We start from the raw sequence: 25,994 nt of genomic DNA, 5'->3' as shown, positions 1-25,994 counted from the left end.
CATGAAGCTGCAAAATCTCGAACGCCATCAAGCCTGGATCTACCTCGCTGCCATCCTTTCCGGTCTGGTCTTGGGCTCGCTCGCCCCCGGTATCTCGGGGGTGTTCGAGGCACTGCTGTGGCCGGTGCTGGGGCTTATGCTTTTCACTACCTTCGCTCAGATGCCGCTCGCGCACCTGCCGCGCGCGACGCGCGACCGGCGTTTCATCGGCACCATGCTGATCGGCAATTTCGTCCTGGTGCCGCTGCTGGTCTGGGGGCTGATCGCGTTCCTGCCTGACGATCCTGCGCTTCGGCTCGGGGTGCTTGTCGTGCTGCTGGTGCCCTGCACCGACTGGTTCATCACATTCACCCATCTCGGTCGCGGCGATGCGGTGCGTGCCGCGTCCGCGACACCGATCCTCCTCGCGGTTCAGTTCGCCTGTCTGCCGCTCTTCCTTTGGCTCTTTCTCGGCGAGGCATTCCTTGAGCTTCTCGCCGCCGACCGCATTGCCGCCGTCTTTGCGGCGCTTGTCCTGCTGCCGCTCACAGCGGCTTTCCTGCTGGAGCGTTGGGCAGAGGCGCGCCCGGAGCGGGCCGTGATAGTAAATCGCCTCGCCTGGCTGCCGGTTCCGCTTCTGGCTGTCGTGGTGTTCCTGATCGCGGCCTCGCAAGTCGACGCGGTAAGGGATGCGCTGCCGGTTCTGGCGCAGGTGGCGGGCGTCTACGTCGCCTACCTCGTCGCCGCAGCTCTTCTCGGTGCGGCGACCGGGCGGGCGGCCGGATTGCCCGCTAGCGGGCGACGAACGGTCATATTCTCGCTCGGAACCCGCAACTCCTTCGTCGTACTTCCGCTGGTGCTGGTGCTTAGACCGGAGTGGAACGTGGCGGCCGTTGTCATCGTCTTCCAGTCGCTCGTCGAGCTCTTCGGCATGGTCGCCTATCTGTGGATCGTGCCGCGCTATCTGGTCCCCGAACACGCGGCGAACACGCAGGACTCCGCGGGGAACGAATGATCGCAAACAACGGCGCTGGCACCATTGTACGCTTGGCTGACATGCGTGGGCGTCCTCAACTATGGCCCTTCAGGTCACCTCCGTCAGCGCGTCGATCACAGGGCATTCAGGGACATCGTCACCGGTGCATTGCGCTACGGTGGAAGACAGCACGCGTTCAATGCGTTTGAGATCGTCGATCTTGGCGCGGACCGAGGCGAGATGCGAAATTGCAAGACCCTGCACCTCTCCGCAGGTCTGGACCCCGCCATCGACCAATGCGAGCAGATCGCGGACTTCGTCCAGCGTGAACCCCAGCTCGCGCGCCCGCATGATGAAGCGCAGGCGCCCGACATGGCTCTCGTCATAGGCCCGGTAATTCTTCGACGTGCGCGGCGGCTCGGGCATGACGCCGATGTTCTCGTAGTAGCGGATGGTTTCGAGGTTGCATCCGGTCAGCTTGGCGAGATCTCCGCGCCTCAGGATCTTCACCGATCTGTGATGATTTTTCACACCATACCCCCTTGAGCCTGTATCAACTACAGAGCCTAGTCTCAGATCATCACTGAGGCAAGGACGATTCGAACCATGACTGAGACCACATTCGCGGGCTGGCAGACGGCAATGGACGAAACAGCGGCTGCCGACAAAAAAGCATGGGCGACAACCTGGCTCGGCGCGCTTGGCGCGCTGGCCATGACCTCATGCTGCATCCTGCCGCTGGTGCTGGTCAGCTTCGGCGTCACCGGCGTGTTCATTGCGCAGCTGGGCGTTCTCTACCAGTACAAATGGATCACCTTCGCGTTGAGTGCCGCCTTTATCGGCTATGGATTTTACAAGGCCTACCGTCCGATCCCGGCCGCAGTCTGCGCGGATGGCACCTGCGCGCGTCCCATGAACCGGACACTCATGCGATCCATTCTTTGGGTTGCCACCGCCATCGTCGCCGTCGCGATGATCTTTCCCTATCTCACCCCTTACCTTCTGTCCTACTGAAAGGCCGAACCCATGAAGTCACTTCATCTTGCCCTTGCGGTCGTTGGAACTCTCGCAACTTTCCCCGCCAGCGCCGCCGAACAGCGCATCAATATCGGGGTCGGCGAACTGACATGCCCGACCTGCTCCTACACGGTGGCGGTGGCCATGCGGGGCGTTCCCTCGGTCGAGATCATCGACTTCACGGAGGGAGAGGACTTTGGCACCGGCACCTACATCGTCGCCTTTGATGACGAGGCCGCCGATCAGGACATGATCGTCGAAGCAATCCGCGCCACCGGCTATCCGGCGGACATCGTCGAGTCCGGCGATTCCTGATGGCATTCGCCGACCCGCACCCGAAGCTGGAGACAGCATGACAAACATGAACAATAACAATGAACCCACGACCCTTTTGCGGCGCGGCCTCATCGGCAGCGTCGTTGTGGCGATCTGTTGCTTCACGCCGTTCCTAGTGCTGATCGTCGCCGGGTTCGGACTTTCTGCCATTGTTGGTTGGTTCGACTACGCGCTTTTCCCGATGCTCTTTGCCTCGCTGAGTGTGGTTGCATATGCCCTGTGGCAGCAAGCCGGCAGACCAGGGCACAGTCCGAAAGCCCTTCTCATCGGCTTGGCGGTTGTTCTTTCGGCTCTGCTGTTCTGGCTGGAGTTCCGCTTTGCTCTCCGGATCTCGGTTGCCGCCGCTTTGGCGGTGGCGGGATATGCGCTCTGGCTTAGAAAATCAGGCAGTTCAGCAGTGAGCCAGATCAAGAGAAGCTGGCACAAGGAAAGGAACAGGTATGACCAAGACGTATGACCTCATCGTGATCGGCGGCGGCACTGCTGGAAATGGCGTCGCCCGGATGGCGGCGAATGCCGGCTGGAGCGTCGCCAGCATCGACAGCGAGCCCCATGGCGGCACCTGCGCCCTGCGCGGCTGCGACCCCAAGAAAATGCTGATCGCGGTCACCGAGGGCGTTGAATGGACGGAAAACATGAAGGGCAAGGGGCTGGAGGCGCAACCTTCGGTCAACTGGCCCGACATGATCGCCTTCAAGCGCAGCTTCACCGACAACATGCCGCCTCGCATTGAAGGCGGGCTGGAAAAGGCCGGGATCGACGTCTTGCACGGAGAGGCGCGGTTTACCGGCCCCGATGGGATCGAGTTGAACGGCGAAACCCTGACGGCGAAGCATTTCCACATCGCCACGGGCGCGCGGCCGATGACGCTGAACATTCCCGGCGAAGAGCATCTGACCACCAGCACCGAGTTTCTTGAACTGCCCGAGCGGCCCGACCGCATCGCCTTTGTCGGCGGTGGCTTCATCGCGATGGAATTCTCCCATATCGTCAAGCGCGCCGGGGCCAGCGAAGTGACCGTGCTGGAGATGATGGATCGTCCCCTGGGCAATTTCGATCCCGACCTGGTCGAAATGCTGGTCGAAGGCACCGAGGAACTTGGCATTGATCTGCGCACCAATGCGAAGGTGGCGAAGATCGAGAAGCAGGGCGACGAATTCGTGGTCACCGTGGAACGTCCCGACGGCACCGAAACGATCACTTGCGACCTGGTGGTGCATGGCACCGGCCGCGTGCCCAACATAGACGGGCTGAACCTCGAGGCCGCTGGCGTCGAATACTCGCGCCGCGGCATCAAGGTGAGCAACGCGATGCGCACCACCAACCCGGCCATTTTCGCGGCCGGCGACTGCGCCGACAGCGGCCTCAATCTCACTCCCGTATCGGCGGCAGAGGGGCGCATCGCAGGCAAAAATCTTCTCGCCGGAGAGGACGCTAGGGAGATCAAATACCCGCCGATCCCGTCAGTGGTCTTCACCCTGCCGATGGTGGCCACGGTAGGCTTGTCGGAAGCGGCGGCCAGGGAGCAGGGGCTGAAATTCGATGTGCAATTCGAGAAGATCGAAGGCTGGTATTCGTCGCTGCGCGTCGGCGCTAAACACACCGGATTCAAGGTTCTTGTCGAACAGGGCAGCGGCAAAATCCTCGGCGCGCATTTGATCGGGCCGGGATCCGAGGAACAGATCAACTTGCTCGCAATGGCCATGGGCACCGGACAGACCGCCAATCAGATCAAGGCCATGATTTTCGCTTATCCGAGCTATGCCTCCGACATCGGGTCGATGGTGTAATTTCAGAATTTTGGCCGGGCGACCGTCGCGATGTCCGGTCGCAGGCCAAGGAAGAAGACATGGACCAGACCGTCAAGAAAAAGGATTGCTGCTCATCGAAAGAGGTCAGCGGCGACCAATATGACCTCATTGTCGTTGGTGCCGGCTCGGCCGGGTTTTCTGCCTCGATCACGGCAGCCGATGCCGGAAAGCGCGTGGCGCTTATCGGGCACGGCACCATCGGCGGCACCTGTGTGAATGTCGGTTGCGTACCGTCCAAGGCAATGATCCGCGCCGCCGAAGCGGTGCACGGTGGCACGTCCGCTGCCCGGTTTCCGGGCATCTCGCCTTGCGCCCATGCCGTGGATTGGGGTGGCGTGGTGAAAGGCACCGCCGATCTGGTCGCGGAGATGCGGCACAAGAAATATATCGACCTGCTGCCCGCCTATGAGAACGTCACCTATATCGACGAAGGCCCGGCGCGATTGGTCGAGGGTGGAGTCGCTGTCACCGAGCGGGTCATTTCCTCCCCTCGCATCCTGATCGCCACCGGCTCGCGCCCGCACATGCCCGCGATCGAGGGTATCGACGCCGTGGAAGCACTTGATTCCTGGGGCCTTCTGAGCCTGCCTGACCGGCCCGAAAGCATCCTCGTGCTGGGCGGCGGCTATATCGGCTGCGAGCTGGCGCAAATGGCCTCGAGACTGGGGGTGAAGGTCACGCTAGTGACCCGCTCGCGCCTTCTGCCGGGTGCCGAGCCGGAGGTGACCGAGGCGCTGACGGAGGCGCTGAAGGTCGAGGGCATCACGGTCGAGACCGGTCTTGCTTACGTCTCGGTCGCGAAAGCTGCGGGCGGCGTCAGTCTGACTGTCGAACGGGGTGGCAAGACCGAGGATCTGACCGCCGAGCGGCTGGTTGTGACCACCGGCAGGATCGCCAATTCCCAGGACCTTGGTTTGGAAGAGCTTGGGATCGAGACTGACGGACGCGGCTTGATCAAGGTCGGCCCCGACATGGCCACCACACGGGCCGGCGTCTGGGCGGCAGGCGATGTCACCGACCGTGACCAGTTTGTTTATATGGCGGCCTATGGCGCCAAGGTGGGGATCAACAACGCCCTTGGAGTGGAGCCGATGCGCTATGAGAATGCGGCGATGCCCTGGGTCGTGTTTACCGACCCGCAAGTGGCCGGCGTCGGCCTTTCGGAGGTTGAGGCCAGGGCGGCGGGGCACGAGGTCAAAACCAGTGTGATCACGCTCGACAACGTGCCCCGCGCCGTCGCTGCACGCGATACCCGCGGCGTGATTAAGCTGGTGGCCGACGTCAAGACCGACCGCCTGCTGGGCGGTCAGATCGCGGCACCAGAGGGATCGGACACGATTCAGACACTGGCAATGGCGCTTAAATTCGGCATGACCACCAAGGCACTTGGAGAGACGATCTTCCCATATCTGACCACGGTTGAAGGGCTGAAACTCGCCGCACAAACCTTCGACAAGGATGTAGCCAAACTCAGCTGCTGCGCGGGGTGAAAAGACGAGAAATTCCGGCGACACCGACTCATAAGCAGCGCTCATTGTGAACCAGCGCGTACAAAGCCACAAAGTGCTTGTGGCGGTCAGCATTCTCTCGGCATGGAGGCTGACGGCGGTAACGGATAATCACATATTAGAGCCAGCAGTGCACATCCCATCGTTTTGTCATTAGGTTGGTTATTGTGGCGGGGTTCATAAACAGACCGATCTCATCAAGATGGAAAGTGATCGGGAGTTGCCGAGAACGTCGCTGGGTCAACAATTGGTGATTACATTAGCCCCTGTCTATTTGATCGCCCGCAATACAAAGAAAGAATCGCCATGAATACAGTTGACACTGATTCTCGCACAACAGGTTCACTACCCGCATTCAACGCCCGAACATTAGGGTTAATGTTCGTCGCAGGTTTTTTTTGCAACCGTCGCGTTCGATCTGTTGGGTCAGATCATCAGCCCGGGCTTGGGCTTTTCGCGGTTGTCACCGCACGGGCTAGCGAGGAGCTTACTCGGCAGCCTTGGTCTGCCGAGCGGTGATTTCGCGGGATATTTCGTACATTTTTGTCTTGTTGGCCTGATTGGCTATCCCGTCGGTTGGTTGTTCGTCTTTAGACCAGTTTGGCACCGCATCGCGGGGCAGACGAACTGGTTTTTGCCCTCGGCGATTTAGGGGTTCGGCCTGTGGGTGTTCGCCATCGGCGGCATTACGTCTGTCGCAGGTCTTCCTTTCTTTCTGAATTTCACCGGCATTACCTGGGTAGCGCTGGTGGGTCATATGCTCGGGACCGGGATCATGAAAAAGCGTGGCACGCTACAATTTCCGGGCCAGAGACCAGTCACTATGGATGAGAAATCACCGTCATTTGCCGGTAGCCCTATTGCAGGAAATGCAATTCGTGTTGACGGTGATCGATGGACCCACTCCTGATGTGAGCCAAGCGAAAGAACCATCGGCTTTCGTCCGGAAACCTTCAATAGGAAGCGAAAACCGTGCGTATAGTCGAACTCGGTTCCGGATCATCCGAGTTGCTGGGCTGTGTCCACGACAGGTAAACCCCTTCATTCGTTCGCGCCGTGCGCGGGAAGTTGACCGAACCTGCGCCGTTGTTTCGCGCAATCAGTTGCAGGTCCTTACACTGCTGACCGGTTGTGATCTGGCAAGCAAGGATCACCTCGCTCTCATTTGCCCATTCGACCCACGTCACGAACGCAGTCTGAGGGTCCAGCATGAGAACATCTACCCGACCGGCAGCAATGCCCAGGCTGACTTTCGCCGGATCGCCAAAATTCCTTCCGCCGTCGGAAGAGAACGCAACCTTGACTTCCGGCTTGTCATTTGCAGCCGTGAACCAGGCCACGGCGGCTGTTTGGCTGGCGGTCGCGATGGCGGGGCCATTGACCGGGCAGCCGGAGATTTCCCAGCCGTCATTGTGGACGTTTGTTGGTTCTGACCACATGCCGCCTTGGTGTCTTACGACAGATATATCCCTGATTTCCGCATCTGTTCTGTCGCGGTATGCGACAAGGACGGTGCCATCGTCCAGCGATGCGGCGGACGTCTGGCAGCATGAACAGGTCTGCGCATCGACAAGAACATCATCGGTTCGCGTGCCTTCGGGCGTGATCCGGGTTGCGCGCAACTGCATGGCATCCGGGTAGTTGCTGGCTGCGCTGGTGAAAAGCGGCTTGTCATATGCGCGTCCGTCAAGCCAGACAGACATCAAGGAACCGTCTTCGAGCGGCTGGAGCGTGACAAAACCGTGTTGGCTGACCGACCGATCATCATGTGGCGTTATCGGAGCGCTCCATGTCAGGCCCTCATCCGGCGAAAGAGAGATCTTGACGTCATAGGCATAGTCGTTTTTGGAATTTTCCCACAGCCAGTGAGCCGCAAAGGTACCGTCATCAAGCGCAACAACGGACGGAAAATCGGCCCAGTTCACGAAGAGTTCGTCGGACACGGTAACAGTGCGGGCCGCGCTCCATTCTGCGTTTTCAAGGACCGACAATTCTACCGCAAACCCGTCAGGGTGTGGTTCGGTCCAACCCAGCAGGACCCGATCATCTTGCAGTGCGAACAGGGTGGGTTCCTGCGCATTGTTCCCGACCGGTGGGGCCAGGTCGGAGAACTCCAACGGCTCGGCAAGGGCAATGTTTGCCGTCATGGCCGCAAACAGATACGCAACACTCAAAACAGAATGGATTTTTGATGGCATTGCGCACCTTTCCGATTATCAGACCAGCGTCATTCACAACCTGAGCATAGGCAAATTTTGGCGAGTGCCATGTAAACTTTTGTATGACGGGCCTGTGCTTGTTGTTAAGAGCGATATCCCGTTGTGGCACAGCTTCGCGTCAACGGTTGGCGCAACCACCGCTCCGACCTCAGCTGACTTGCACCCAGGTCGCCATGCCATCAGCCTGATGGCTCAGCATATGGCAGTGCAGCATCCACGCGCCGGGATTGTCGAGTACGCACACAATCGTCATCGTCTTGCCCGGCGCTACGAGGGTCGTGTCGCGAAGGTGGGTTCGCGCACCATTCTGATCGGTTTCCCAGAAATGGTGGCCATGCAGGTGGATACCGTGCGGAAAAGCAGTGTCGTTCACCATCCGCACCTGCACTGCTTCATCACGTCTTGCCGAAATCAGCGGTTTGTTCGGCAGACCGCTCACGTCGTTGAAGGCCCAGCCCCGAACCCGCCGTGCGCGCCGTCCCCGGCACCGCCTTGCATGAAGAGATCTGCCGTTTGCGTGATCTCTCCGGGCGCGGGCACGAGGTTCGCGGGGAGGGGAGCTATCGGCGCAGACCGGATTTGTCGCTGACCGTTCAACATAATGCCCCCCAGTTCCTCGCCACCCGAAGGCACGGTTTCTCTTAGGATCACATCACCCGTCACATCTGCGATGATGTCGATGCGCTGCGCCGGTGCGAGTTTTAGATTGCCCAGCGAAACCAGCTCGGGCAGCGGCATCCCGTCATAGGCCACACAAAAGCCCGTCAGCCCGTCGATACGTATCTCGAAAATGCGATCCGGTGTCGGATTGATCAGACGCAACCGGATGTGATCCCCCAGCCGCGCCTGCTCAGACGACAGGAAGGTGGTCATCAAGTCCCCCAGCCTACCTGCTGTTATGAAATCAGCGCGGTCGAATTCCATGTCGAACTGGCCGGTGTCATCAAGCCGAATGTCGAAGAGGATGGCCGTGATGTCCTGATCCACGTCTGGCGGGGCAGGTTCTTCGACGATCAGGGGCCGAACAGTCCGCGGGCGACCTGTTCGTAGGAAAGGTAGTGGGAGTGATACCAGTAGGTTCCGGCATCGGGAACCGGAAACCGGAAACCGGTACTCGTAACCCTCATTCGGGATGATGACATCCTGTGTCAGCACGTTTACGCCGTCCATCGCGTTGGGCAACCGAATGCCATGCCAGTGTACGAGGGTCCCGTCCTCCAGCCCGTTTTCCACCCGCGCCCGCAGAATATCGTTCTAGCGCTGTCTGATTTCGGGGCCGGGACAGGTGCCATTGAATCCAAGCATTGCAATGTCCCGCGACCCGATCCGGGTGAAGGCCGGGCGTCAGGGTGACAGGCACCGAAGCCGCACTCAGGGGCAGGGGGAGCGTGGCTGCGCCAAGCGCAACCATCATCTGAAGACGCTTAAGCATGGGTTTCCGTGTATTCCGTTTCTGGGGCCTGCAACCCACATCCCCCACCGTTGCGGAAGGGCGTCCCGGCGAGATATATTGATACATTGCAGATTGGCGCCCAGGTTTGGCGGAATACCGGAGAGCACCTAACGTATCTGCAGGTCCTGAATGGCCGCAAGGATCTTTCCGTCGGTATCATCGCTGTCGGCTGTCACCGCAAGACCGACCAGAACCTTTGGCATGTCCCCGAACGCACGCACGAAATCGCGATCCAGGTTCACATTCTCGGTGAAGTTGCCGGTTTGCGCCGTTTGCAGAATTTTCGATTTGAGACCCGTCGAGTAGGGGCTGTTCAGCAATGCGCCTTTCGCATGATTGCCACCCCAGACATAAACCAGCGCCCGCGTATTGGGATCACGCAGCAATTTGCGCGCCGTTGTTCGGCCAAGCGTGCTTGCGGTCTGCGGATCGACGAATATGAAGTACAAAGCAAGATTGCGATCATCGCCGCCGCGCCGTGTGAGGTCGGTTCCCTTAACACCCTGCGTGACGGACCATTCCCACATTGCTGCCTTTGCGGTGCCAAGGGCTGCGCTGACCGGACGCCAGAGAACCGAAACCGTGCCATCGGAAATCACGTCCAGCCGCCGACCTTGCAGGCCGTACTCGTTCGAAAAGAGCCGCAAGAGGCCCTGTTCTTTCCAGCTTCCATCGAATGGAATTGTCTTTCCTTGCGCATAGAGGGGCGGGGCGTTTGCAGCTAATGCAACAAAAGCGATGAAAAGTGTCGCTGCGAGGGACCGTATAAACATCTGAACTCCTTTTGCGATGCCGCTGGTCCTGCTTTGATCCCGGTTATCACCATTATGTGCCGTCATGATCCGTTGAATTGTGCCGGGCGCGCGCAACTTCAATGAACATATCCGTGATCATAGATGTGGTTGCGCAATGGTCGTTGCAGGACGCGGGAGCGAATTCAGATCATGGAGCGCGACCTTGATCGGCTGATTTCCCGCGACGGACGGATCCAGTAGGCGGCGGAGCTTCCAACCGTTACAAACAAGTACAAAACTCATGGGATACAAGCGCCTGAACACATGGACGCGGGTGGCGATGTGCGTCATCTCTGGTTCAACGGAACCGACTCCCGCACGCAAGGATGGCACATTCACCACAGCGCTTTGGGCTGGGGACAACAGGGTTGAACGCGCCAACGTCCGTTGCGGGAAACAAAATGTGGCCTTGTGTGAAACAGGCAAAGGTAACAAAGAATGCTGACTTCGATTATCCAATTTCCTGACATCGGAACAGAGATTTTTGCCGTTGATATCGGATCGTTCCGCTTTGCCCTGCGTTGGTATGCGCTGGCCTATATTGTTGGCCTCCTTATCGGCTGGCGCATCTGTGTCGCATTGGTCCGCTCTTCGTCAGTCTGGGGGGCCGGGGCGCCGCCGCTGCAACCCAAGCAACTGGAAGACCTGCTGACATGGATCATTCTGGGCGTGATCGTGGGGGGCAGGCTGGGGTTCGTGCTTTTCTATCAACCTCAGTACTATTTTCAGAACCCCGTCGAAATCTTCATGGTCTGGCAGGGTGGTATGTCATTTCATGGCGGCTTTTTCGGCGTGGTCGTGGCCACCTTGCTTTTTTGCTATCGCAACGGCGCACCCGTTCTATCAACGGCGGATCTGCTCGCTGTTGCAACACCACCGGGTCTTTTCCTCGGTCGGCTGGCCAACTTCACCAATAACGAGCTTTGGGGCCGTCCGACCGATGTGCCCTGGGCGGTGGCATTCCCCGGCGAGGCGGCCCAGTCCTGTGCGGGCGTCGTGGGCCTGTGTGGCCGCCATCCGTCCCAGCTTTATGAGGCTCTTCTGGAGGGTATCCTGCTTGGCTCGGTCCTGATCTTTCTGGCCTGGAAACGCGGTTGGCTGCGCTTTCCCGGAAGCCTTACTGGCCTGTTCCTGGCGGGATACGGAAGCGCAAGGTTCCTTGTCGAGTTCTTCCGGCAGCCTGATATGCAGTTCGTCACGCAGGACAACCCGATTGGACATGCGGTTCATTGGGCGGGCTATGGGCTGACAATGGGCCAACTGCTGTCGTTGCCGATGATTATCCTTGGCGCGGCCCTGATCGTATGGTCCGCAGGCGTGTGACGGTTAATTCTGCGGATCTGGTGTCGACATCAGATTCTTTGTGAATATCCGAGCGTAGTGTTGGCGAAGTGACCATTGCGGCCTGGGTCCGCATATGAGCCTTGGGCGCGTGCTCAATGATGCGGCTTGCGTCCTTTCGCAATCATCAGATGGTGCTCTTGATGATGTACACCGATTGTCATCAGACCAAAGAAACCAAGGCCCTGTATTTGTTCACCATCGCCACCCACGATCAGTGCGACACCATCCTCCATTTCTTCTGACGCAACACTCCAGCCTGTTTCACCGGCAAGGAACGGTGCATGGGCGGGAACCATTGTGTTGATGGCCGACAGGACACGCGGGCTGCCACGCACTTCGAACCGTGCCCCGTCGGGCCGCAGAATGCGGGTGACCTCTGCCTTTCGTGTCAAAAGGTCCATATCGACCAGATGGTCCCTCAGTTTGTCGATATTGACGGCGCCCCAATCGGTTTCGGGATCGGCCTGGAGCAGCACAACTATTTCGGCCAATGCGGCGAAGGCGGACTGGCCGGTTTCCTGGGGCGTCGGACGCGTGACCCATGGATGAATGCATTTGTTGCGGCGTAACGGGTGTCGCAAGCAAGACAGCGAAGAGAACGGGTATCAGTCGCATGGACCAGCCTTTCCTGAGTGTATTCGGATTCAGCCTAGTACCTGATCGGACCCTGAAATATGATTTGGATCATATGATGCCTGAACCCTATAATCTCATACCGCCCTCCGCCTTGCGTCCGCTGACGAGGGCCGCAGGGGATACGGTCTTTCGTCAGGGCGCGCGGACCTGCGGCCTTTATGTTATTAAGTGCGGGCGCGTTCATCTTGAGCGTGTCGGCCCGGATGGCGAACGATTTATCATCTACCGTGCCGAGCCCGGGATGAGCCTTGCCGAAGCATCGGTGTTTTCGGATAGATACCACTGCGATGCGGTCGTGGCGGAGGCTGGGGCGTTTGTACAGATCGACAAAGCGGCGGTCTTGTCTGCCTTTGCAGATCCGGATTTTGCACGCGCCTATGCGCGGCAAGCGGCCCAGCAGATACAAGCGCAACGTCAGGCGCTTGAGATCGTAGGCATCCGCCGCGCAGAAGAACGGGTCTATGCCGGTATGGTGGCGGGCCTGCTTGAAAGCTCCGTTGTCGATTTTGCCAGCGCGCTGCACCTTTCGCACGAGGCCACCTATCGGGCCTTGCGAAAGCTTGTGAATGATGGCCGGATCGCAAATCCGACCCGGGGAACGTATCATTTGCGCCCCTGAATGGATCAGCCGGACCATGCCCGGTTCGAGATAACAAAAGGTGCGGTAGCAAAGCTTGGCGGGTATTTCGCTTGCCCGATAACAATGAGAATTGCTGCCCGCGACGATGACCTGTTTTCAAAGATCGCCGTTATGCCCTGTCTTACTGCTCGCCGCTGAAAGGTCGATTGCCTCAGCGCCGCTTTCGTCGAAGCACCGTGTTTCGATCTGCAGAGTTGCGAAAAAGAACCCGAAGTCCTTACGCAGCATGTCGTAGGCGGTTTGCAGGACCTCTTCTTGATCTGCTTGCTCTGTGACACGCAGATGCGCGGAGAAGACATGCTTGCCACTTGTCAGCGCCCAGGCATGAATATTGTGAACATCGGAAACCTCGTGCAGTTCTTCAAGGGTACGTTTGATTTCAGGCAGACTCACTTCGGGAGGCGTGCCTTCCATCAAAAGATGCGCCGCTTCTTTCAGCAATCCCCAGCTCGCCCATAGCAGGACAAACCCGAACGCCATGCCAAGCAGCGGGTCGATCAGCAGAAACCCGGTGAATTCGATTGCGAGGGCGGTCACGATGATCAACAGACTGCCAACAAAGGTCTGGATGATATGCCAGAACGCTCCCTTCGTGTTCAGATCTTCCTTGCTTTGCTTCCAGATCAGCGCAAGCGAAATGAACTCCGTAAAGAGCCCCCCGGCAGCCGCAATCAGCATCGGACCCGTTGGAAGATCAATTGGCGCAGACATGCGCATGGCAGCCATCGCGATGACAACAACCGCCATGGCCAGCAAGAAGCCGCCATTCACAAGGGCGCCGATGATTTCGGCGCGCGCCCAGCCAAAGCTCCGCTCTTCATCCGCCGGACGCAACGCCATACGCGCCGCGACAATGGCGACCAGCACACCGCCCACGGCCGAAAAGGTATGGAACGCGTCGGAGATGACCGCGATTGACCCTGTCCATAGGCCAATCGCCAGTTCAATCACAAAATAGATGCCGGTCAACTAGGCTGATATCGCCAGCCCCTTGCCGCCGGACGGCATATGCCCCTGATGTCCGCCTGCCATCATCTATCTCCTTAGTTTGCGACTAAAGCCGTACCCGTCGCAGCCGCAGTGCATTGCTAATGACGGAGACCGAAGACAGGCTCATCGCGGCGGCGGCGATCATCGGCGACAGAAGAAGGCCGAAAAACGGGTAGAGAATACCAGCCGCGATGGGCACACCTGCGGTATTGTAGGCGAAGGCAAAAAACAGGTTCTGCTTGATGTTTCGCACCGTTGCCTTTGCCAATCGGCGCGCACGCACGATGCCGACAAGATCACCACCCAGAAGGGTGATGCCTGCGCTTTCCACGGCAACGTCGGCACCGGTGCCCATCGCAATGCCCACATCAGCCGCCGCCAGGGCAGGGGCATCGTTCACGCCGTCTCCTGCCATGGCGATCCGGGCCCCTTCTTGTCTGAGGGAGTCCACCAATGCCTTCTTGTCTTCGGGCAAGACGCCTGCGTGGACTTCATCAATACCCAGCTTTGCGGCGACGGCTTCGGCGGTTTTCTGATTGTCACCGGTTGCCATTATGACCCTGAGACCGAGGCGATGAAGGTCATCGATGGCGTCTGCCGTGGACTCCTTGATGGGATCGGCAACAGCGACAATGCCGGCAAAAGTGCCATCTATCGCCACAAGCATTGCTGTCTTTCCAGATTCACGAAGGTCGTCCGCAGCAAATTCCGCAATCGAAGCGTCAACGTTGATCTCTGCCATCATGGCGGGATTCCCAAGTGCCACGACCTGGCCATCGACCATGCCTTTCACGCCCTTGCCAGTCACGGCTTCGAATTCCGTTGCGTTCGGAAGCGTCAGCCCCCGTGCCAGCGCACCCTCGACTATTGCTTCGGCCAGCGGATGTTCGGAGCCCCGTTCGAGGGCCGCAGCCATTGTCAGCAGGTCATTTTCAGCCTTGTCCCCCGTGGGCACCACGTCTGTCAGCTTGGGGCGCCCTTCGGTGAGTGTTCCGGTCTTGTCAACGATGACGGTATCGACACGCGCCATGCGTTCCAGTGCTTCGGCGTCTTTGATCAGAACGCCAGCCTGTGCCCCGCGGCCCGCCGCCGTTGTGATCGAAATGGGCGTCGCAAGGCCCAAGGCACAGGGGCAAGCAATGATAAGAACGGATACGGCTGCAGTAACAGCGAAGGCGAGCGCGGGATCGGGCCCTAAGAACAGCCAGACAACGAAGGATATGATCGCAATGACGACAACCGTCGGAACAAAGACGGACGATACCCGGTCCGCCAGACCCTGAATCGGCGCGCGCGACCGCTTTGCACCTGCCACCATGTCCACGATCTGGGACAGGACCGTGTCCGCACCGACCTGTGTGGCCCGGATCGCCAATGTGCCGTTCTTGTTGATCGTGCCGCCTGTGACCCGGTCGCCTTGTGTTTTCTCGACCGGCAACGGCTCTCCGGTGATCATACTTTCGTCGATAGATGAATGCCCTTCGAGGACCTCGGCATCGACGGGTATGCTGTCGCCGGGGCGTACCCGCAACCTGTCACCCTCAACAATGTGTTCGAGAGGTGCGTCATATTCCGTCCCGTCCGGCAGGATCCGCCGCGCCGTTTTTGGTGCGAGATCGAGCAATGCACGGATGGCATCACCCGTCCGTTCGCGGGCGCGCAACTCGAGCACCTGACCGACAAAGATCAGCGCAACGATCACAACCGCAGCTTCGTAATATGTCCCGACGCTTTGGCCGTTTCGATACGCTTCGGGGAAAATGCCGGGCAGGAATGTTGCGGCAAGCGAATAGATATAGGCAGCCCCGACGCCAAGCGCGATCAGGGTCCACATGTTCGGCGATATATTCCTGATCGATTCCCACCCCCTTTTGAAGAAGGGAAGAGCCGCCCAGAGAATGATCGGGGTTGCGAGGACGAATTCGATGTAGACAGCCGTCTGATGTCCGATCCATTCCCGCACAGGTAGGCCGACCAGTTCACCCATCGTCAGGATAACCAGCGGAACGGCGGCTGCCGCGCTGATCCACATGCGTGTTGTGAAATCGGACAACTCTTCTGACGGCTCGTCCGATGGAAGCATCGGTTCAAGCGCCATGCCGCAGATCGGACAGGACCCGGGCTCATCCTTCAGGATTTGCGGATGCATCGGGCAGGTCCATTGCGTACCGGCCTCGCCATGTGCTGGTGTCTTTTGGGCGTTTCCCGACGCATAGTAAAATGGGTCTTTGCCAAACTTGGTTTCGCAGTTTTCCGAGCAGAAATGAAAGACCTCTCCATCATACTCGGCACTGCGCGTGTCTTCGTCTATCTCGACGGTCATGCCGCACACCGGGTCGGTCGCTGTATCTGGGTCTGATGCGGTCGAGGTGCGCGTCATGTCGTGATGATGTTCTTGGTCCGTGGCCATCTTCTAATTCCCGTTTTCAAGACAATTGAACACATAACCCTTCCAGTTACTGGAGGGTCAAGACTCTTCCGACAACGCTGCGTATGAATTTGTATGGGCCTTCGCGATGCGCGAAGCTCCTGTCAGCCCAGGGTCAGTATCATGTCTTCCGAAACCGACATCGTGGGAATATGCAGGTTCTCCGGTGCCGGACCCTTTCGAATGCGTCCTGCTGTATCATAATGGGAGCCATGACAGGGACAGAACCAACCACCAAAATCGCCGGCTCCGTCACCAAGTGGTACACATCCCAGATGCGTGCAAACGCCTATCATGACCAAGAAATTCTCATTTCCCGCCACTGCCCTGTTTGCATCGGTGGCCAGGTCATCTCCGGATATGTTGGGATTTCTGGCGACGGTATCAGGAAGGGAAAGCACATCTTCCGAACGGGCCTGCGCGATTTCCGCGTCGGTCCTGTGCCGGATGAACACCGGCTTGCCGAGAAAACTGACAGTCAATTGCGTTCCGGGTTCCACACCGGAGATATCGACGCGGATCTGGGACAGCGCGCGGACATCGGCGGATGGGTTCATCTGATTGAGCAATGGCCAGACCGCAGCCCCTACGGCAACCGCGCCCGTTCCGGCGGTGGCGTAGTACAGGAAATCCCGGCGGAGTTGTGGTGTTTGTGTATCCATAGCGATTCACGGTCGCAGCTTCCTGTGGGGGAAGGTCAATGGTAAAGTAGGCAATCACGGTTTTCATTTTTGCTGACAGACTTAGGAAGCGTTGGTTGACCGATTTGTTCGCCAGAGCGCTGCGACCAGCAACGGTGCGGCAGTCATCAATCCAAGACCGATGATGATCCACTCAGCAGTGCCGAAATCTCCCGACATGGCCTCTGCTCCGAAATGCGCGAGCAGGAAACTGGCTGGAAGAATGCCTGCCAGAGTTGCGATCAGGAACCGCCAAAGGCGCAGGCGGCTGAGACCGGCAGCGTAGCTCATTGCGTCAAACGAGATGAAGGGCAAGAGGCGAGACGCGAACACCGTCAACATCAACAGATTTTGAGAGCCCAATAACCCGAAACCGGCCTTATCCCCAAGCCAGCGCTCAACGTGGTCGCGCCCGATATAGCGGGCGATGATGAATGCCACGAGTGCACCCAGTTCCGACCCGATGGCGACATAGACAGCTCCGGCAACATGACCATACGCCGCGCCTGCCACCAGTGCGACCGGTGCACTTGGAATGGGGCTTGCCACGATCGAAACCATCATGAGCACGATGATGAGCAACGGTCCCAAAGCGCCGGCCCGCTCTATCCAGACCTCGATAGTCTCGCGGGCTATCGCCGGGCCATATCCCATTGCCCATATGGCTATCAAAAGTACGCCAAGCGCAACCACCAACCATAGCCCAACCCGATGCAGGCGCGGTTTGCTAAGCGGCATGGAGCACCAAAAGAAAGAGAGCTGCGAAGACAATTGGTCTTTGCTCGGGCAAGATGAAATGCATAGGCGCAGAGATGACGATCAACAGCCCGCCGGCGAGGGTCAGCCGCTTGATGTGCAATTCGGTTTTCATCTCAAACCTCTATCGAGGAATAGGATTCCCCTAAAGGTTCCTGTCAGCGGAGGGTAAAGGGATTTCTGCGCTAAGCAACACTGAATTGCCCCATCATGCCGCCGTCTTCGTGTTCCAGAATGTGGCAGTGATACATGTAGGGCGCAGCCGCTGAGGCAGGTTTTTCGAATTTCATCGCAAGCTCCACTTCACCATCCACCAGTACCGTATCCTTCCAACCCCTGTTCTCTGCACGCGGTGCCGTACCGTTTTCCGACAGGACCTGAAACCGGACGCCGTGAACATGGAACGGGTGCATCATCATGGCCCCACGCACAATCCAACGCTCGATGCTGTTGAGTTTGGTGGAAAAATTGAGCGTTCCCGAATCGTATGACGCGCCGTTGATCGAAAATCGGTTACCGGACCGCGAGAACATCATCCCCATGCCCATCGACATATCCAGTGACAGACGTCGGACTGGCGCGTCCTTGACCGCAAGATCAGGCAACTGCCCGTCCAGAGAGCCGGGCAGGGCGTCGATGCGAACCGGAAGGGTTGTGTCGACAGCGAAAGGCAGCACGGTGAATGGACTGCCGGAACCGCCGCCGCCCATCATTCCGCCCATGGCCGAATTAATGATATCGTCGGACTTCAAAACACTGTCCCGCCCGCTTGTGAAATCCACAAGCACTTCTGCGCGCTCTCCTGGTGCAAGGGTCAGGCGGTTCAGCGCAATCGGTCGATCCAGAAATCCGGCATCTGTCGCGATGAGATGAAGCGACCGGCTGTCAGACATGGACAGGCGGTAAACCCGCGCATTCGAGCCGTTGACGACACGGCACCGCACGATCCCCTTCGGAACCGCTGCCGACGCGCCGATTTGACCGTTCACAACCATTGTGTCGCCCTGAAACCCGTTCATGGACTGGTGCATGCCGGGATCGTATTTCAGGCGTCCGCGCCAGTTGAACTGACGGTCCTGCAATACAAGGGTCAGATCATCGACCCCGTAGGCGGATGGCAATCCACGGGCGTCATCCGCGTCATCCGTCACCTGCAGAACACCCGCCAGCCCCAGCATGACCTGCCGTGCCGTCGCGCCGTGAATGTGGCTGTGATACCAGGCCGTTGCCGGGGGCTGGTCAAGGTCCAGCACCGGCTTCCAGGTGTCTCCCGGTGCGATGGCCTGATGTGGTCCGCCATCGAACTCACCGGCAACAACCAACCCGTGCCAATGCGCCGACATCGGCTCGCCAAGCGTGTTGTGCACCTCTGCCCGTGTCTCGACCCCGGCCTGCACCCGGATCGTCGGGCCAAGGTATCCCTGGTTGTAGCCGAACGTTTCGCTGGCGGCACCGTCGTCAAAACGGGTCTCGCCCGTGCGGGCTTCCAGCTGAAAAAGCCGGGATGTCGTCGCATCGAGAAGGGGAGGATACGCGAGCCTCTTGTCCGATGCCGCGAATGCAGCCGATGGCAGGGCAAATGCAGCCCCAAAGCCTGCGGCATGGCCCAACAGTTCTCGACGGTTCAACAGTTTCACTTCAACTCAATTCCTCTGGCAGCGCCGCCAGAGCCATATCGACACTGACGACCGGATAACCGCCCGCGATCCAGCCCGGTCCGGCGGCAGAACCGAGCATGCCTTCGGATACGTCAAGAAAGCCGCTGTAGCCAGCCTGCCGAAGACTTCGCATGACGCGGCCAGACCGCCCGCCTGTCGCACAGATGAGCGCGACAGGCCGCCCTTCGGCCCGTTCCCGGGCGGCAAAAAGCCGCTCGGCGAAACGGTCCTCATGCAGGCTGATGGGCCAGGTACCGTCGGCAACGCCGGTGTCGGTCCATTCCGGTCGCGACCGAACGTCGATCATCCGGATCAGGTCCTGTTGCAGCGCATCTGCTGCCATGTCCGCCGACCAGACCTCGGCGGTCTGGGCGACAGCCGAGAAAGGTGCAACGGAACTGGCCAACATCGCAAGGCTTGCGCCGCGGCGCGTCAGAAAGAAGGCCATAATTTGCCCCCATCAAGCTGAGTGCCGCAGGCTTGACCCTTATTCGCTGTCATGATGACCTTCCATGTCCGTTCCGGTGGAAGTACCGTTCATTTTGCTCATCCGTGTACCGGCATCTTCCATCTCGTCCTGAGAGATCTGGCCGTTACCGTCCGCATCGAGATGCTGAAAGCGATCTACCATGCGCGCGCGCATTGCGTCCATATGCAAGGCTTCGAACTCGTCAAGTGTCAACGCTCCATCGGAATTCGCATCGAACTCCCGCATTTTTTCGGACATCTGCGCGGCCATTTCATGAGGCTGTCCACCGGACATCATTGTCGACATCATGTCCCGATCCATCATTCCCATCATGTTGCCCTGGCCACCCATCATAGCGGCATGCATCTTCATCATTTTTCGCATCATCGGCATCATGTCCCCGCCCATCATGCCCATCTGATTGTCGCCATCGCCCATCGCCATGCCGGACATATTCCCGCTGTCAGGCTTGCTGTCGGCAGCCCCGTCGGATTCCGCAAATGCTGTTTGCGCCATGCCAACCGCGATCACCACGCCAAGCGCAATAATTTCTTGTTTTTTCATTTCTCATTCCTTTCAGACTTACCCTAGATACATTGGCGTTATAGCGCTTTGATTAAAGGCCAAGCGCGGGCCGTTTTGTAATCATTTGTCACAGCATCCTGTTACAAACGGTGACAAAGCAACCACTCACAGTTCGCCGGACGATTTGCTAGACAGACGTCGATCCAGTGAATTCATTGAAGAGGCTGATGATCCTTTGACACCTGAAATCGGTCATTTCGCGCTGGCACTGGCCTTGGCCATGGCGCTTGTTCAAAGTGTGCTGCCCATCCTCGGTGCGGGGCGCGGAAACATCCTGTGGATGCAGTCTGCCAGATGGTCCTCGTTCGGTCAGGTTTTCTTTGTCGGCATCGCGTTTCTGGCGCTGATGCAAGCCTTCGTCACAAGCGACTTCACGGTCAAGAACGTGGTGGAGAATTCCAATTCACTCAAACCGATGCTGTTCAAGGTGGCAGGCACCTGGGGCAGTCACGAAGGATCCCTGTTGCTGTGGACCCTTATCCTGACGGTGTTTGGTGCGGCGGTCGCCCTCTTCGGATCGAACATTCCTCTGTCGCTGAAGGCAAGAACGCTGTCGGTGCAGGCCTGGATCAGTGTCGGTTTCCTGACTTTCATGCTGCTGACGTCCAATCCCTTCGACCGCGTTTTCCCTCCGGCAGACGACGGTCAGGACCTCAACCCATTATTGCAGGATGTCGGTCTCGCCATGCACCCGCCGCTTCTCTACTTCGGGTATGTCGGGTTCTCGATTGTCTTTTCGTTCGCGGTTGCCGCCCTGATCGAAGGGCGGGTGGACGCGGCCTGGGCACGGTGGGTACGTCCGTGGACGCTGGCTGCCTGGATGAGCCTGACCGCAGGCATCGCGCTGGGATCCTGGTGGGCCTATTATGAGCTTGGCTGGGGCGGCTGGTGGTTCTGGGATCCCGTTGAGAACGTCAGTTTCATGCCATGGCTGATGGGCACGGCACTGCTGCATTCCGCAATCGTGACGGAGAAACGGGATGCGTTCAAAAGCTGGACAATCCTTCTGGCGATCCTGACTTTTTCCCTATCGCTCTTGGGCACGTTCATTGTCCGATCGGGCCTGCTGACCTCTGTGCATGCATTCGCGGTCGACCCGGAAAGGGGACTTTATATCCTTGGATTGCTGGCCGTTTCGATCGGCGGTTCCCTTGCTCTGTTTGCCTGGCGCGCGCCGACAATGGAGCCCGGCGGCCTGTTTAAGCCGATCAGCCGGGAAGCGGGGCTATTGGTGAACAACCTGCTGCTGGCCACGGCCACCGGCATTGTGCTGTTCGGCACCTTGTACCCGCTCTTCTACGAAGCCGCGACGGGCGGTGAAAAACTGTCGGTGGGCCGCCCTTCTTCAATGCGTCCTTTATTCCCGTGATGCTGCCGCTCGTCTTTGCGATGGGGCTGGGGCCTTACCTGTCCTGGAAACGTGCCGATCTGGCGGGCGTTCTGCAGCGGTTGCGTTTCGTGGTCGTTCTGGCCGTGCTCGCGACATTGGTGACCTGGTATCTCGCCGAGGGCGGTCCGGTGTTGGGGTATCTGTCGCTGATGCTTGCATTCTGGCTGTTTTTCTCAACCCTGCGGGAATGGGCGATGCGCATAAAGCTGTTTGAGGCACCGTTCCCGGAATCGGTGCGCCGTGCACGCAACCTGCCCAGATCCTCTCATGGGATGACACTGGCTCATGCGGGGCTCGCGATGGCGATGTTCGGATTTATCGGCTCGACGGTCTGGAAATCCGAGGAAATCATCTTTGTCCGGCCCGGTACAGAGGTCAGCATTGGTGGGTTCGATGTCACCTTTGAGGGGGCCGAACGTGTGCGTGGGCCAAATTACTTCGCGGATCGTGGCACGCTTCGTGTGGCCCGGGAGGGGAACTATGTCACCGATCTCTTCCCGGAGCGGCGTACCTATCCGGTCGCGCAAACCACCACCACAGAGAGCGCCATCAGATCGACAATGGCCGGTGATCTCTATGCGTCCATCGCAAATCCGGCCGCCGAGGACGAGAGCACGCAAGGGGCTTGGACCCTGCGCATCCTGTATGAACCTCTGGTCAACTTTATCTGGATCGGATCGGCGATGCTTGTGCTTGGTGGGGGTCTTTCGCTGTCTGACCGGCGGTTGCGCGTCGGGGCACCCCGTCGCAAGGCGACAGCGCCCGCAGCACTTCCTGCGGAGTAGGCATGGGACGTATACTGGCATTCATTCCGCTGGCAATCGCGGCCATTTTCGGGGGGTTTTTTCTGTGGGGCTTGAACCCGGACCGGGACCCGAACAACATTCCTTCGGTTCTGATCTCGCAGCCGGCACCCGAATTCGATCTGGCCGCTGTCGACGGGTTGGAGACGCCAGGGCTTTCCCGCGCCGATCTGGTCGGGAACCCGCGACCGGTCATCGTGAACGTGTTTGCCTCGTGGTGCGTGCCCTGCCGGGCCGAACACGGGGTTCTGACCCAGATGGTCGAAAAGGACGGGCTGACGTTGTTCGGGATCAATTACAAGGACAAGCCGGAGGATGCGACTAAATGGCTTGCTGAGCTTGGCAATCCCTACGAAAGGATCGGGTCTGATCTGAGCGGCAGAGTGGGGATTGAATGGGGCCTTTCGGGCGTACCTGAAACATTCATTGTCGGCTCTGACGGGACGGTGTTGTTCAGATATGTCGGCCCCGTCGTGGGCGAAACGGCGATTTCCACATTCAGGGAAGCATTGATCCAGGCTGGCGCGTTAGCAAGGGGCCAGAACGGATGAGGTATATCGCATTTGCTTTCCTCCTGCTGCTTCCGGTGACGGCCTTGGCGGTCGAGCCAGACGAGATGTTGCAGGATCCTGTACTGGAGCAACGCGCCCGTGAAATATCACGGGAACTGCGCTGCGTTGTCTGCCAGAATCAGGACATCGACAGCTCCAACGCCGGGGTTGCGCGGGACCTGCGCATACTGGTGCGCGAAAGGCTTGTTGCCGGTGACAGCGACAAGGAGGTCATCGCGTACATCCACGCCCGGTATGGCGATTATGTCCTGATGCGCCCGCCCCTGAATCGCGCCACTCTCGCGCTCTGGATGGCGCCCTTCGTGTTTGCGCTTGTTTCGCTGCTTGTCGGCTGGACCGTCATTTCGAGAAGCCGGCGCAGGGCTGCCGCAACGGGATTTTCCGATGACGAAAAAGCGGAAATTGCGCGTTTCATTGAAGAGAACGCTTCAAAGGACGGTTCATGATCTGGTTGGTTTTCGCCCTGTTATCCGTTGTAGGTCTGCTTTTCATGGGCCTGCCGCTGCGCCATCGGTCGTCGCGGACACCCGTCCCGGCTGACGCCACGGATGCGGTCCTCATGGATCAGTTGGATGAGGTTCGGCGGGATCTTGAGCGCGGTGTCATTTCCGACACCGAGGCCACGGCGGCGGAGCAGGAGATCAAGAGACGGATCCTCGTGCAGTCGCGCCGGTCCGTTCTGTCAGATGGGAAACCGGCGGCAGGGGCCGCTTGATGGTCGTTCTGAGCGCAGTGTTCGTGCCGGTCTTCGCTTTTGGATATTACTCCGCAATGGGCTCGCCAGAGATCCCAGGTGTCGCCTTTGCCGAACGTGCCACTGAACGGCAGGAAGCGGCGGAAATCGCCGAATTGACAGATCGTCTGTACGTCCGGCTCAGTTCAGACCCCGAAGGCGGGCCTTCGGAAGGCTGGATGCTGCTGGGGCAAACCTATTCGAAAATGGGCCGGTATGCGGATGCAGCCGATGCATATAGAGTTGTCGCACAACGACCGGAGGCCGATTCCGCCGTCTTCTCCATGTTGGCCGAGGTTCTGATCTACGCAGAGCAAGGTGTGGTGACACCTGAAGCGGACACCGCGATTGATCGGGCGTACGAACTGGATCCTTCCAATCCCGGTGCTGCCTTTTTCAAGGCAGTCTCGCTCGAGCAGAAGGGCGATGAGGCTCGGGCTCACGAAACGCTGGTGGCCCGGCTGGACGATGCGGATAGGTTTTTCCCGTGGATGGAAAGCTTTGTTGGCGAAGCCAACCGGATTGGCGCGAAGATCGGCAAGGCTCCGATCTCGCTGGCCGACTATGCCCCGAAGACCAGTGCGTCCGGCCCGACACAGGAAGACATCGAAAACGCGCAGGACATGAGTGTGGAGGAACGACAGGATTTCATCCGCTCGATGGTCGAACGGCTGGCCACGCGGCTGGAAGATGAGCCTGACGATCTTGATGGATGGATGCGGCTTGGCAATGCCTATTCGGTTCTGGGTGATACCGCGCCGGCAATCGCGGCGTTTGAACACGCTGAAATCCTGTTGTCGGAGGTGCCGGGAGATGACCCGCGCCGTCAAGCCGTGCAAAGCGCGTTGGAACGGTTGCGCCCGTAGTGGCGTGGGCGACCGTCGCTGTGCAGGTGAATGTGAGGCAGGATCAAGGTTTGGCGCTTAATCGAAAGCCCATCCGGTCCGGCCGTCGTCACAGACTATTTCGTGGGTAGTACCTTCAGACTGACCGACCAAGCGACATCCTACGGGAAGCATGACGTCGTGTGCCGCATCCCGTGTCACGGAAGGGGGCTCAAGTGGGCAAAGCTTGCCCGAGGCCGACTGGGCACAACCGCCGAGGGCCAGAATACCTGCAATCGGAATTCCGATTGTCAGCCGCGTTCTAGCGGGCGCGTACCAGTTCTCGTTCGGGAGCTTGGCCATCTTCAAATTCTGCATCCACAGTCGCCTCGTTCGCCTGTTCAACTCTTGACCCGTGACACGACTTTCCCATCATCCTGTGCATGACGACATGCGCACCAAGACAAAGTGCGAGCGGCGCAAAAAGGCCGACGTTGCCCCACAGACCCGCGATCGTGCCGCCTGCAATAAAGAATGCGGCGACTGGAAACAACATAACGGCACAACAGGCCATCATACCATACTGCATCAGTTTCGATGAACCGGTGGATTTTTGACTTTGATTGTCAGACATGTAGCTCTCCAGAATATGCTCGTGTTCTTCTGCGACATTCCAGTGAGGCAAGGTCAAGGGTACATTCGGATACAATTTGATCAGATGACAGCCTGCGGGTCGTTGACCAAGTTGGCCCGTCAGGTTGCCAGATCCAACGCATAGGACAGGAATGTGACGAGGGGGATCGGGGTCAGGCTGAACAGCAAGGCCATGCTCATTGTCCTGAACATGGTAGGCTTCGATGCCTCGCCAGAAGGTTCTGTCAGAACCACCAGAAGCGCGATGAAGGTGCCGGGCGCCAGGGCATAGAGATATACGCCCGAGATGTTCCCAAACATGAACGACCGCTCGAGCGTTGGTCCGACCACGCTCAAAGCTGTTGCACGGCTGCCGTTGAACGAGCCGAACAGATCGGCCGACATCACATAGACGGCAATGTGAACCCCAATGAATGCGACACTCCGCAGCAGGCCATCTAAAACCAGGTAAACAATCGGCCGATGCTGGTACTGCTTCAGCGCGACCGATGCGGAAACGAACCCCAAGTAATTCACGAGGAAAACGACCACAAACCCATTGGTAAAGACCTGCCGGAGGAAGCGCGAGAGCGCGGTCCCATTCGTCAGCAGCAGCGTCGCAAAACCAGGCGTTGCGAGGATGTAGACAAGCAGGAACGGCAATATGCTTGCCAAGCTCAGAACGGATACGTTCCAACAAAATCTGCCGAATGGTAAGGTCGGCGAAAAACTTTGTCGGAACGTATCGCGGGCAAACACG

The 25,994-nt window shown here is 58.8% G+C and carries 30 protein-coding genes and 2 pseudogenes; 13 read left to right on the top strand and 19 right to left on the bottom strand.

Annotation, left to right across the window (positions count from 1 at the left end; all coding sequences use genetic code 11):
* Window position 1 precedes the first annotated feature (1 nt).
* Window positions 2-994 (top strand): arsenic resistance protein, encoded by a 993-nt coding sequence (locus tag CUR85_RS19170; protein WP_093743747.1) that lies wholly within the window; start codon window positions 2-4, stop codon window positions 992-994.
* 69 nt (window positions 995-1,063) lie between these two features.
* Here the strand turns inward: CUR85_RS19170 and CUR85_RS19165 are convergent, their stop codons facing one another.
* Window positions 1,064-1,465, bottom strand: coding sequence for a MerR family transcriptional regulator (locus CUR85_RS19165; protein ID WP_093743748.1), 402 nt, complete (start codon window positions 1,463-1,465; stop codon window positions 1,064-1,066).
* Between the two features lie 96 nt (window positions 1,466-1,561).
* Between CUR85_RS19165 and CUR85_RS19160 the strand changes: the two genes are divergently transcribed.
* From CUR85_RS19160 to merA, 5 genes are read left to right on the top strand one after another with little or no spacing between them, the layout of a single operon-like run.
* Window positions 1,562-1,969: a mercuric transporter MerT family protein gene (locus tag CUR85_RS19160; RefSeq protein WP_208597590.1), complete on the top strand. Its 408-nt coding sequence runs from the start codon at window positions 1,562-1,564 to the stop codon at window positions 1,967-1,969.
* Window positions 1,970-1,981: 12 nt separating this feature from the next.
* Window positions 1,982-2,287 carry a heavy-metal-associated domain-containing protein gene (locus CUR85_RS19155; protein ID WP_093743749.1) on the top strand — a complete coding sequence of 102 codons (306 nt, stop codon included), beginning with the start codon at window positions 1,982-1,984 and terminating at the stop codon, window positions 2,285-2,287.
* 37 nt (window positions 2,288-2,324) lie between these two features.
* Entirely contained in the window at window positions 2,325-2,765 is a 441-nt protein-coding gene (gene merF / locus CUR85_RS19150) for a mercury resistance system transport protein MerF (protein ID WP_280323165.1), read from the top strand.
* Entirely contained in the window at window positions 2,749-4,098 is a 1,350-nt protein-coding gene (locus tag CUR85_RS19145) for a dihydrolipoyl dehydrogenase family protein (RefSeq protein ID WP_280323164.1), read from the top strand. The genes merF and CUR85_RS19145 overlap by 17 nt, the downstream gene beginning before the upstream one ends.
* A 59-nt stretch (window positions 4,099-4,157) precedes the next feature.
* Entirely contained in the window at window positions 4,158-5,609 is a 1,452-nt protein-coding gene (merA, locus tag CUR85_RS19140) for a mercury(II) reductase (protein WP_280323163.1), read from the top strand.
* Between the two features lie 505 nt (window positions 5,610-6,114).
* Here merA and CUR85_RS19135 read toward each other — a convergent pair.
* The 7 genes and pseudogenes from CUR85_RS19135 to CUR85_RS19105 all read right to left on the bottom strand — a co-directional run bounded on the left by CUR85_RS19135 (window position 6,115) and on the right by CUR85_RS19105 (window position 10,138).
* Window positions 6,115-6,384 carry a hypothetical protein gene (locus tag CUR85_RS19135; protein ID WP_167356449.1) on the bottom strand — a complete coding sequence of 90 codons (270 nt, stop codon included), beginning with the start codon at window positions 6,382-6,384 and terminating at the stop codon, window positions 6,115-6,117.
* 196 nt (window positions 6,385-6,580) lie between these two features.
* Window positions 6,581-7,825 carry a sialidase family protein gene (locus tag CUR85_RS19130; RefSeq protein ID WP_093743753.1) on the bottom strand — a complete coding sequence of 415 codons (1,245 nt, stop codon included), beginning with the start codon at window positions 7,823-7,825 and terminating at the stop codon, window positions 6,581-6,583.
* 169 nt (window positions 7,826-7,994) lie between these two features.
* Window positions 7,995-8,285 carry a multicopper oxidase domain-containing protein gene (locus CUR85_RS19125; protein ID WP_280323162.1) on the bottom strand — a complete coding sequence of 97 codons (291 nt, stop codon included), beginning with the start codon at window positions 8,283-8,285 and terminating at the stop codon, window positions 7,995-7,997.
* The gene (locus CUR85_RS19120; protein ID WP_280323211.1) at window positions 8,282-8,833 is read right to left on the bottom strand and encodes a hypothetical protein; all 552 of its coding nucleotides are present in this window, start codon (window positions 8,831-8,833) and stop codon (window positions 8,282-8,284) included. Before CUR85_RS19120 ends, CUR85_RS19125 begins: the two co-directional genes overlap by 4 nt.
* 26 nt (window positions 8,834-8,859) lie before the next feature.
* Window positions 8,860-8,973, bottom strand: a complete 114-nt coding sequence (locus CUR85_RS19115; RefSeq protein WP_233152357.1) for a multicopper oxidase domain-containing protein — start codon at window positions 8,971-8,973, stop codon at window positions 8,860-8,862.
* A gap of 52 nt (window positions 8,974-9,025) precedes the next feature.
* Window positions 9,026-9,079: pseudogene (locus CUR85_RS19110) on the bottom strand (hypothetical protein); the annotation flags it as partial.
* Window positions 9,080-9,406: 327 nt separating this feature from the next.
* A complete protein-coding gene (locus tag CUR85_RS19105) occupies window positions 9,407-10,138 on the bottom strand; it encodes a DUF3047 domain-containing protein (protein WP_236629003.1) in 732 nt (243 codons plus the stop codon).
* Between the two features lie 393 nt (window positions 10,139-10,531).
* On the opposite strand from CUR85_RS19105, the gene lgt reads away from it, so the two are divergent.
* Window positions 10,532-11,416: a prolipoprotein diacylglyceryl transferase gene (gene lgt, locus CUR85_RS19100; protein ID WP_280323161.1), complete on the top strand. Its 885-nt coding sequence runs from the start codon at window positions 10,532-10,534 to the stop codon at window positions 11,414-11,416.
* A 113-nt stretch (window positions 11,417-11,529) separates the two neighbouring features.
* On the opposite strand, the gene CUR85_RS19095 is transcribed toward lgt, so the two are convergent.
* Window positions 11,530-11,913 (bottom strand): hypothetical protein, encoded by a 384-nt coding sequence (locus tag CUR85_RS19095; protein WP_009824461.1) that lies wholly within the window; start codon window positions 11,911-11,913, stop codon window positions 11,530-11,532.
* Window positions 11,914-12,050: 137 nt separating this feature from the next.
* Here CUR85_RS19095 and CUR85_RS19090 point away from each other — a divergent pair, with 137 nt between their 5' ends.
* Window positions 12,051-12,692 carry a Crp/Fnr family transcriptional regulator gene (locus CUR85_RS19090; protein ID WP_280323160.1) on the top strand — a complete coding sequence of 214 codons (642 nt, stop codon included), beginning with the start codon at window positions 12,051-12,053 and terminating at the stop codon, window positions 12,690-12,692.
* A 117-nt stretch (window positions 12,693-12,809) separates the two neighbouring features.
* On the opposite strand, the gene CUR85_RS19085 is transcribed toward CUR85_RS19090, so the two are convergent.
* The 8 genes from CUR85_RS19085 to CUR85_RS19050 form a co-directional block, all read right to left on the bottom strand.
* Window positions 12,810-13,682 (bottom strand): cation diffusion facilitator family transporter, encoded by an 873-nt coding sequence (locus CUR85_RS19085; protein ID WP_276153439.1) that lies wholly within the window; start codon window positions 13,680-13,682, stop codon window positions 12,810-12,812.
* 85 nt (window positions 13,683-13,767) lie between these two features.
* Entirely contained in the window at window positions 13,768-16,113 is a 2,346-nt protein-coding gene (locus CUR85_RS19080; protein WP_043847221.1) for a heavy metal translocating P-type ATPase, read from the bottom strand.
* Window positions 16,114-16,235: 122 nt separating this feature from the next.
* On the bottom strand, window positions 16,236-16,793 hold the full coding sequence (petA, locus tag CUR85_RS19075; protein WP_009824465.1) for a ubiquinol-cytochrome c reductase iron-sulfur subunit: 558 nt from the start codon (window positions 16,791-16,793) through the stop codon (window positions 16,236-16,238).
* Between the two features lie 81 nt (window positions 16,794-16,874).
* Window positions 16,875-17,465, bottom strand: a complete 591-nt coding sequence (locus tag CUR85_RS19070; RefSeq protein WP_227512171.1) for a TVP38/TMEM64 family protein — start codon at window positions 17,463-17,465, stop codon at window positions 16,875-16,877.
* A 73-nt stretch (window positions 17,466-17,538) separates the two neighbouring features.
* A complete protein-coding gene (locus CUR85_RS19065) occupies window positions 17,539-17,682 on the bottom strand; it encodes a hypothetical protein (RefSeq protein ID WP_009824469.1) in 144 nt (47 codons plus the stop codon).
* 70 nt (window positions 17,683-17,752) lie between these two features.
* Window positions 17,753-19,204, bottom strand: a complete 1,452-nt coding sequence (locus CUR85_RS19060; protein WP_043847217.1) for a multicopper oxidase family protein — start codon at window positions 19,202-19,204, stop codon at window positions 17,753-17,755.
* 1 nt (window position 19,205) lies between these two features.
* Complete coding sequence (locus CUR85_RS19055) at window positions 19,206-19,673, bottom strand: rhodanese-like domain-containing protein (RefSeq protein ID WP_043847215.1); 468 nt, start codon at window positions 19,671-19,673, stop codon at window positions 19,206-19,208.
* Between the two features lie 39 nt (window positions 19,674-19,712).
* Entirely contained in the window at window positions 19,713-20,258 is a 546-nt protein-coding gene (locus CUR85_RS19050; RefSeq protein WP_043847211.1) for an EF-hand domain-containing protein, read from the bottom strand.
* A gap of 196 nt (window positions 20,259-20,454) precedes the next feature.
* Between CUR85_RS19050 and CUR85_RS19045 the strand changes: the two are divergent.
* From CUR85_RS19045 to CUR85_RS19025, 5 genes and pseudogenes are all read left to right on the top strand, one after another.
* A pseudogene (locus CUR85_RS19045) lies at window positions 20,455-22,454 on the top strand (heme lyase CcmF/NrfE family subunit).
* A gap of 2 nt (window positions 22,455-22,456) precedes the next feature.
* Window positions 22,457-23,023, top strand: coding sequence for a DsbE family thiol:disulfide interchange protein (locus tag CUR85_RS19040; RefSeq protein WP_009824474.1), 567 nt, complete (start codon window positions 22,457-22,459; stop codon window positions 23,021-23,023).
* The gene (locus tag CUR85_RS19035) at window positions 23,020-23,490 is read left to right on the top strand and encodes a cytochrome c-type biogenesis protein (protein WP_009824475.1); all 471 of its coding nucleotides are present in this window, start codon (window positions 23,020-23,022) and stop codon (window positions 23,488-23,490) included. Before CUR85_RS19040 ends, CUR85_RS19035 begins: the two co-directional genes overlap by 4 nt.
* Window positions 23,487-23,759, top strand: coding sequence for a c-type cytochrome biogenesis protein CcmI (ccmI, locus tag CUR85_RS19030; protein WP_280323159.1), 273 nt, complete (start codon window positions 23,487-23,489; stop codon window positions 23,757-23,759). The genes CUR85_RS19035 and ccmI overlap by 4 nt, the downstream gene beginning before the upstream one ends.
* The gene (locus CUR85_RS19025) at window positions 23,759-24,643 is read left to right on the top strand and encodes a tetratricopeptide repeat protein (protein ID WP_280323158.1); all 885 of its coding nucleotides are present in this window, start codon (window positions 23,759-23,761) and stop codon (window positions 24,641-24,643) included. Before ccmI ends, CUR85_RS19025 begins: the two co-directional genes overlap by 1 nt.
* Before the next feature lie 280 nt (window positions 24,644-24,923).
* On the opposite strand, the gene CUR85_RS19020 is transcribed toward CUR85_RS19025, so the two are convergent.
* Together CUR85_RS19020 and CUR85_RS19015 are read right to left on the bottom strand one after the other, a co-directional pair.
* Window positions 24,924-25,235, bottom strand: coding sequence for a DUF2933 domain-containing protein (locus tag CUR85_RS19020; RefSeq protein ID WP_037953520.1), 312 nt, complete (start codon window positions 25,233-25,235; stop codon window positions 24,924-24,926).
* A 119-nt stretch (window positions 25,236-25,354) separates the two neighbouring features.
* A complete protein-coding gene (locus CUR85_RS19015; protein ID WP_240094385.1) occupies window positions 25,355-25,993 on the bottom strand; it encodes a hypothetical protein in 639 nt (212 codons plus the stop codon).
* Window position 25,994: the final 1 nt, after the last annotated feature.

The organism is Sulfitobacter faviae, from assembly GCF_029870955.1.
GTDB classification, from domain to species: Bacteria; Pseudomonadota; Alphaproteobacteria; order Rhodobacterales; family Rhodobacteraceae; genus Sulfitobacter; species Sulfitobacter faviae.
Note: the sequence above shows the minus strand (reverse complement) of the source record. Positions and strands in the feature narration are given on the sequence as shown.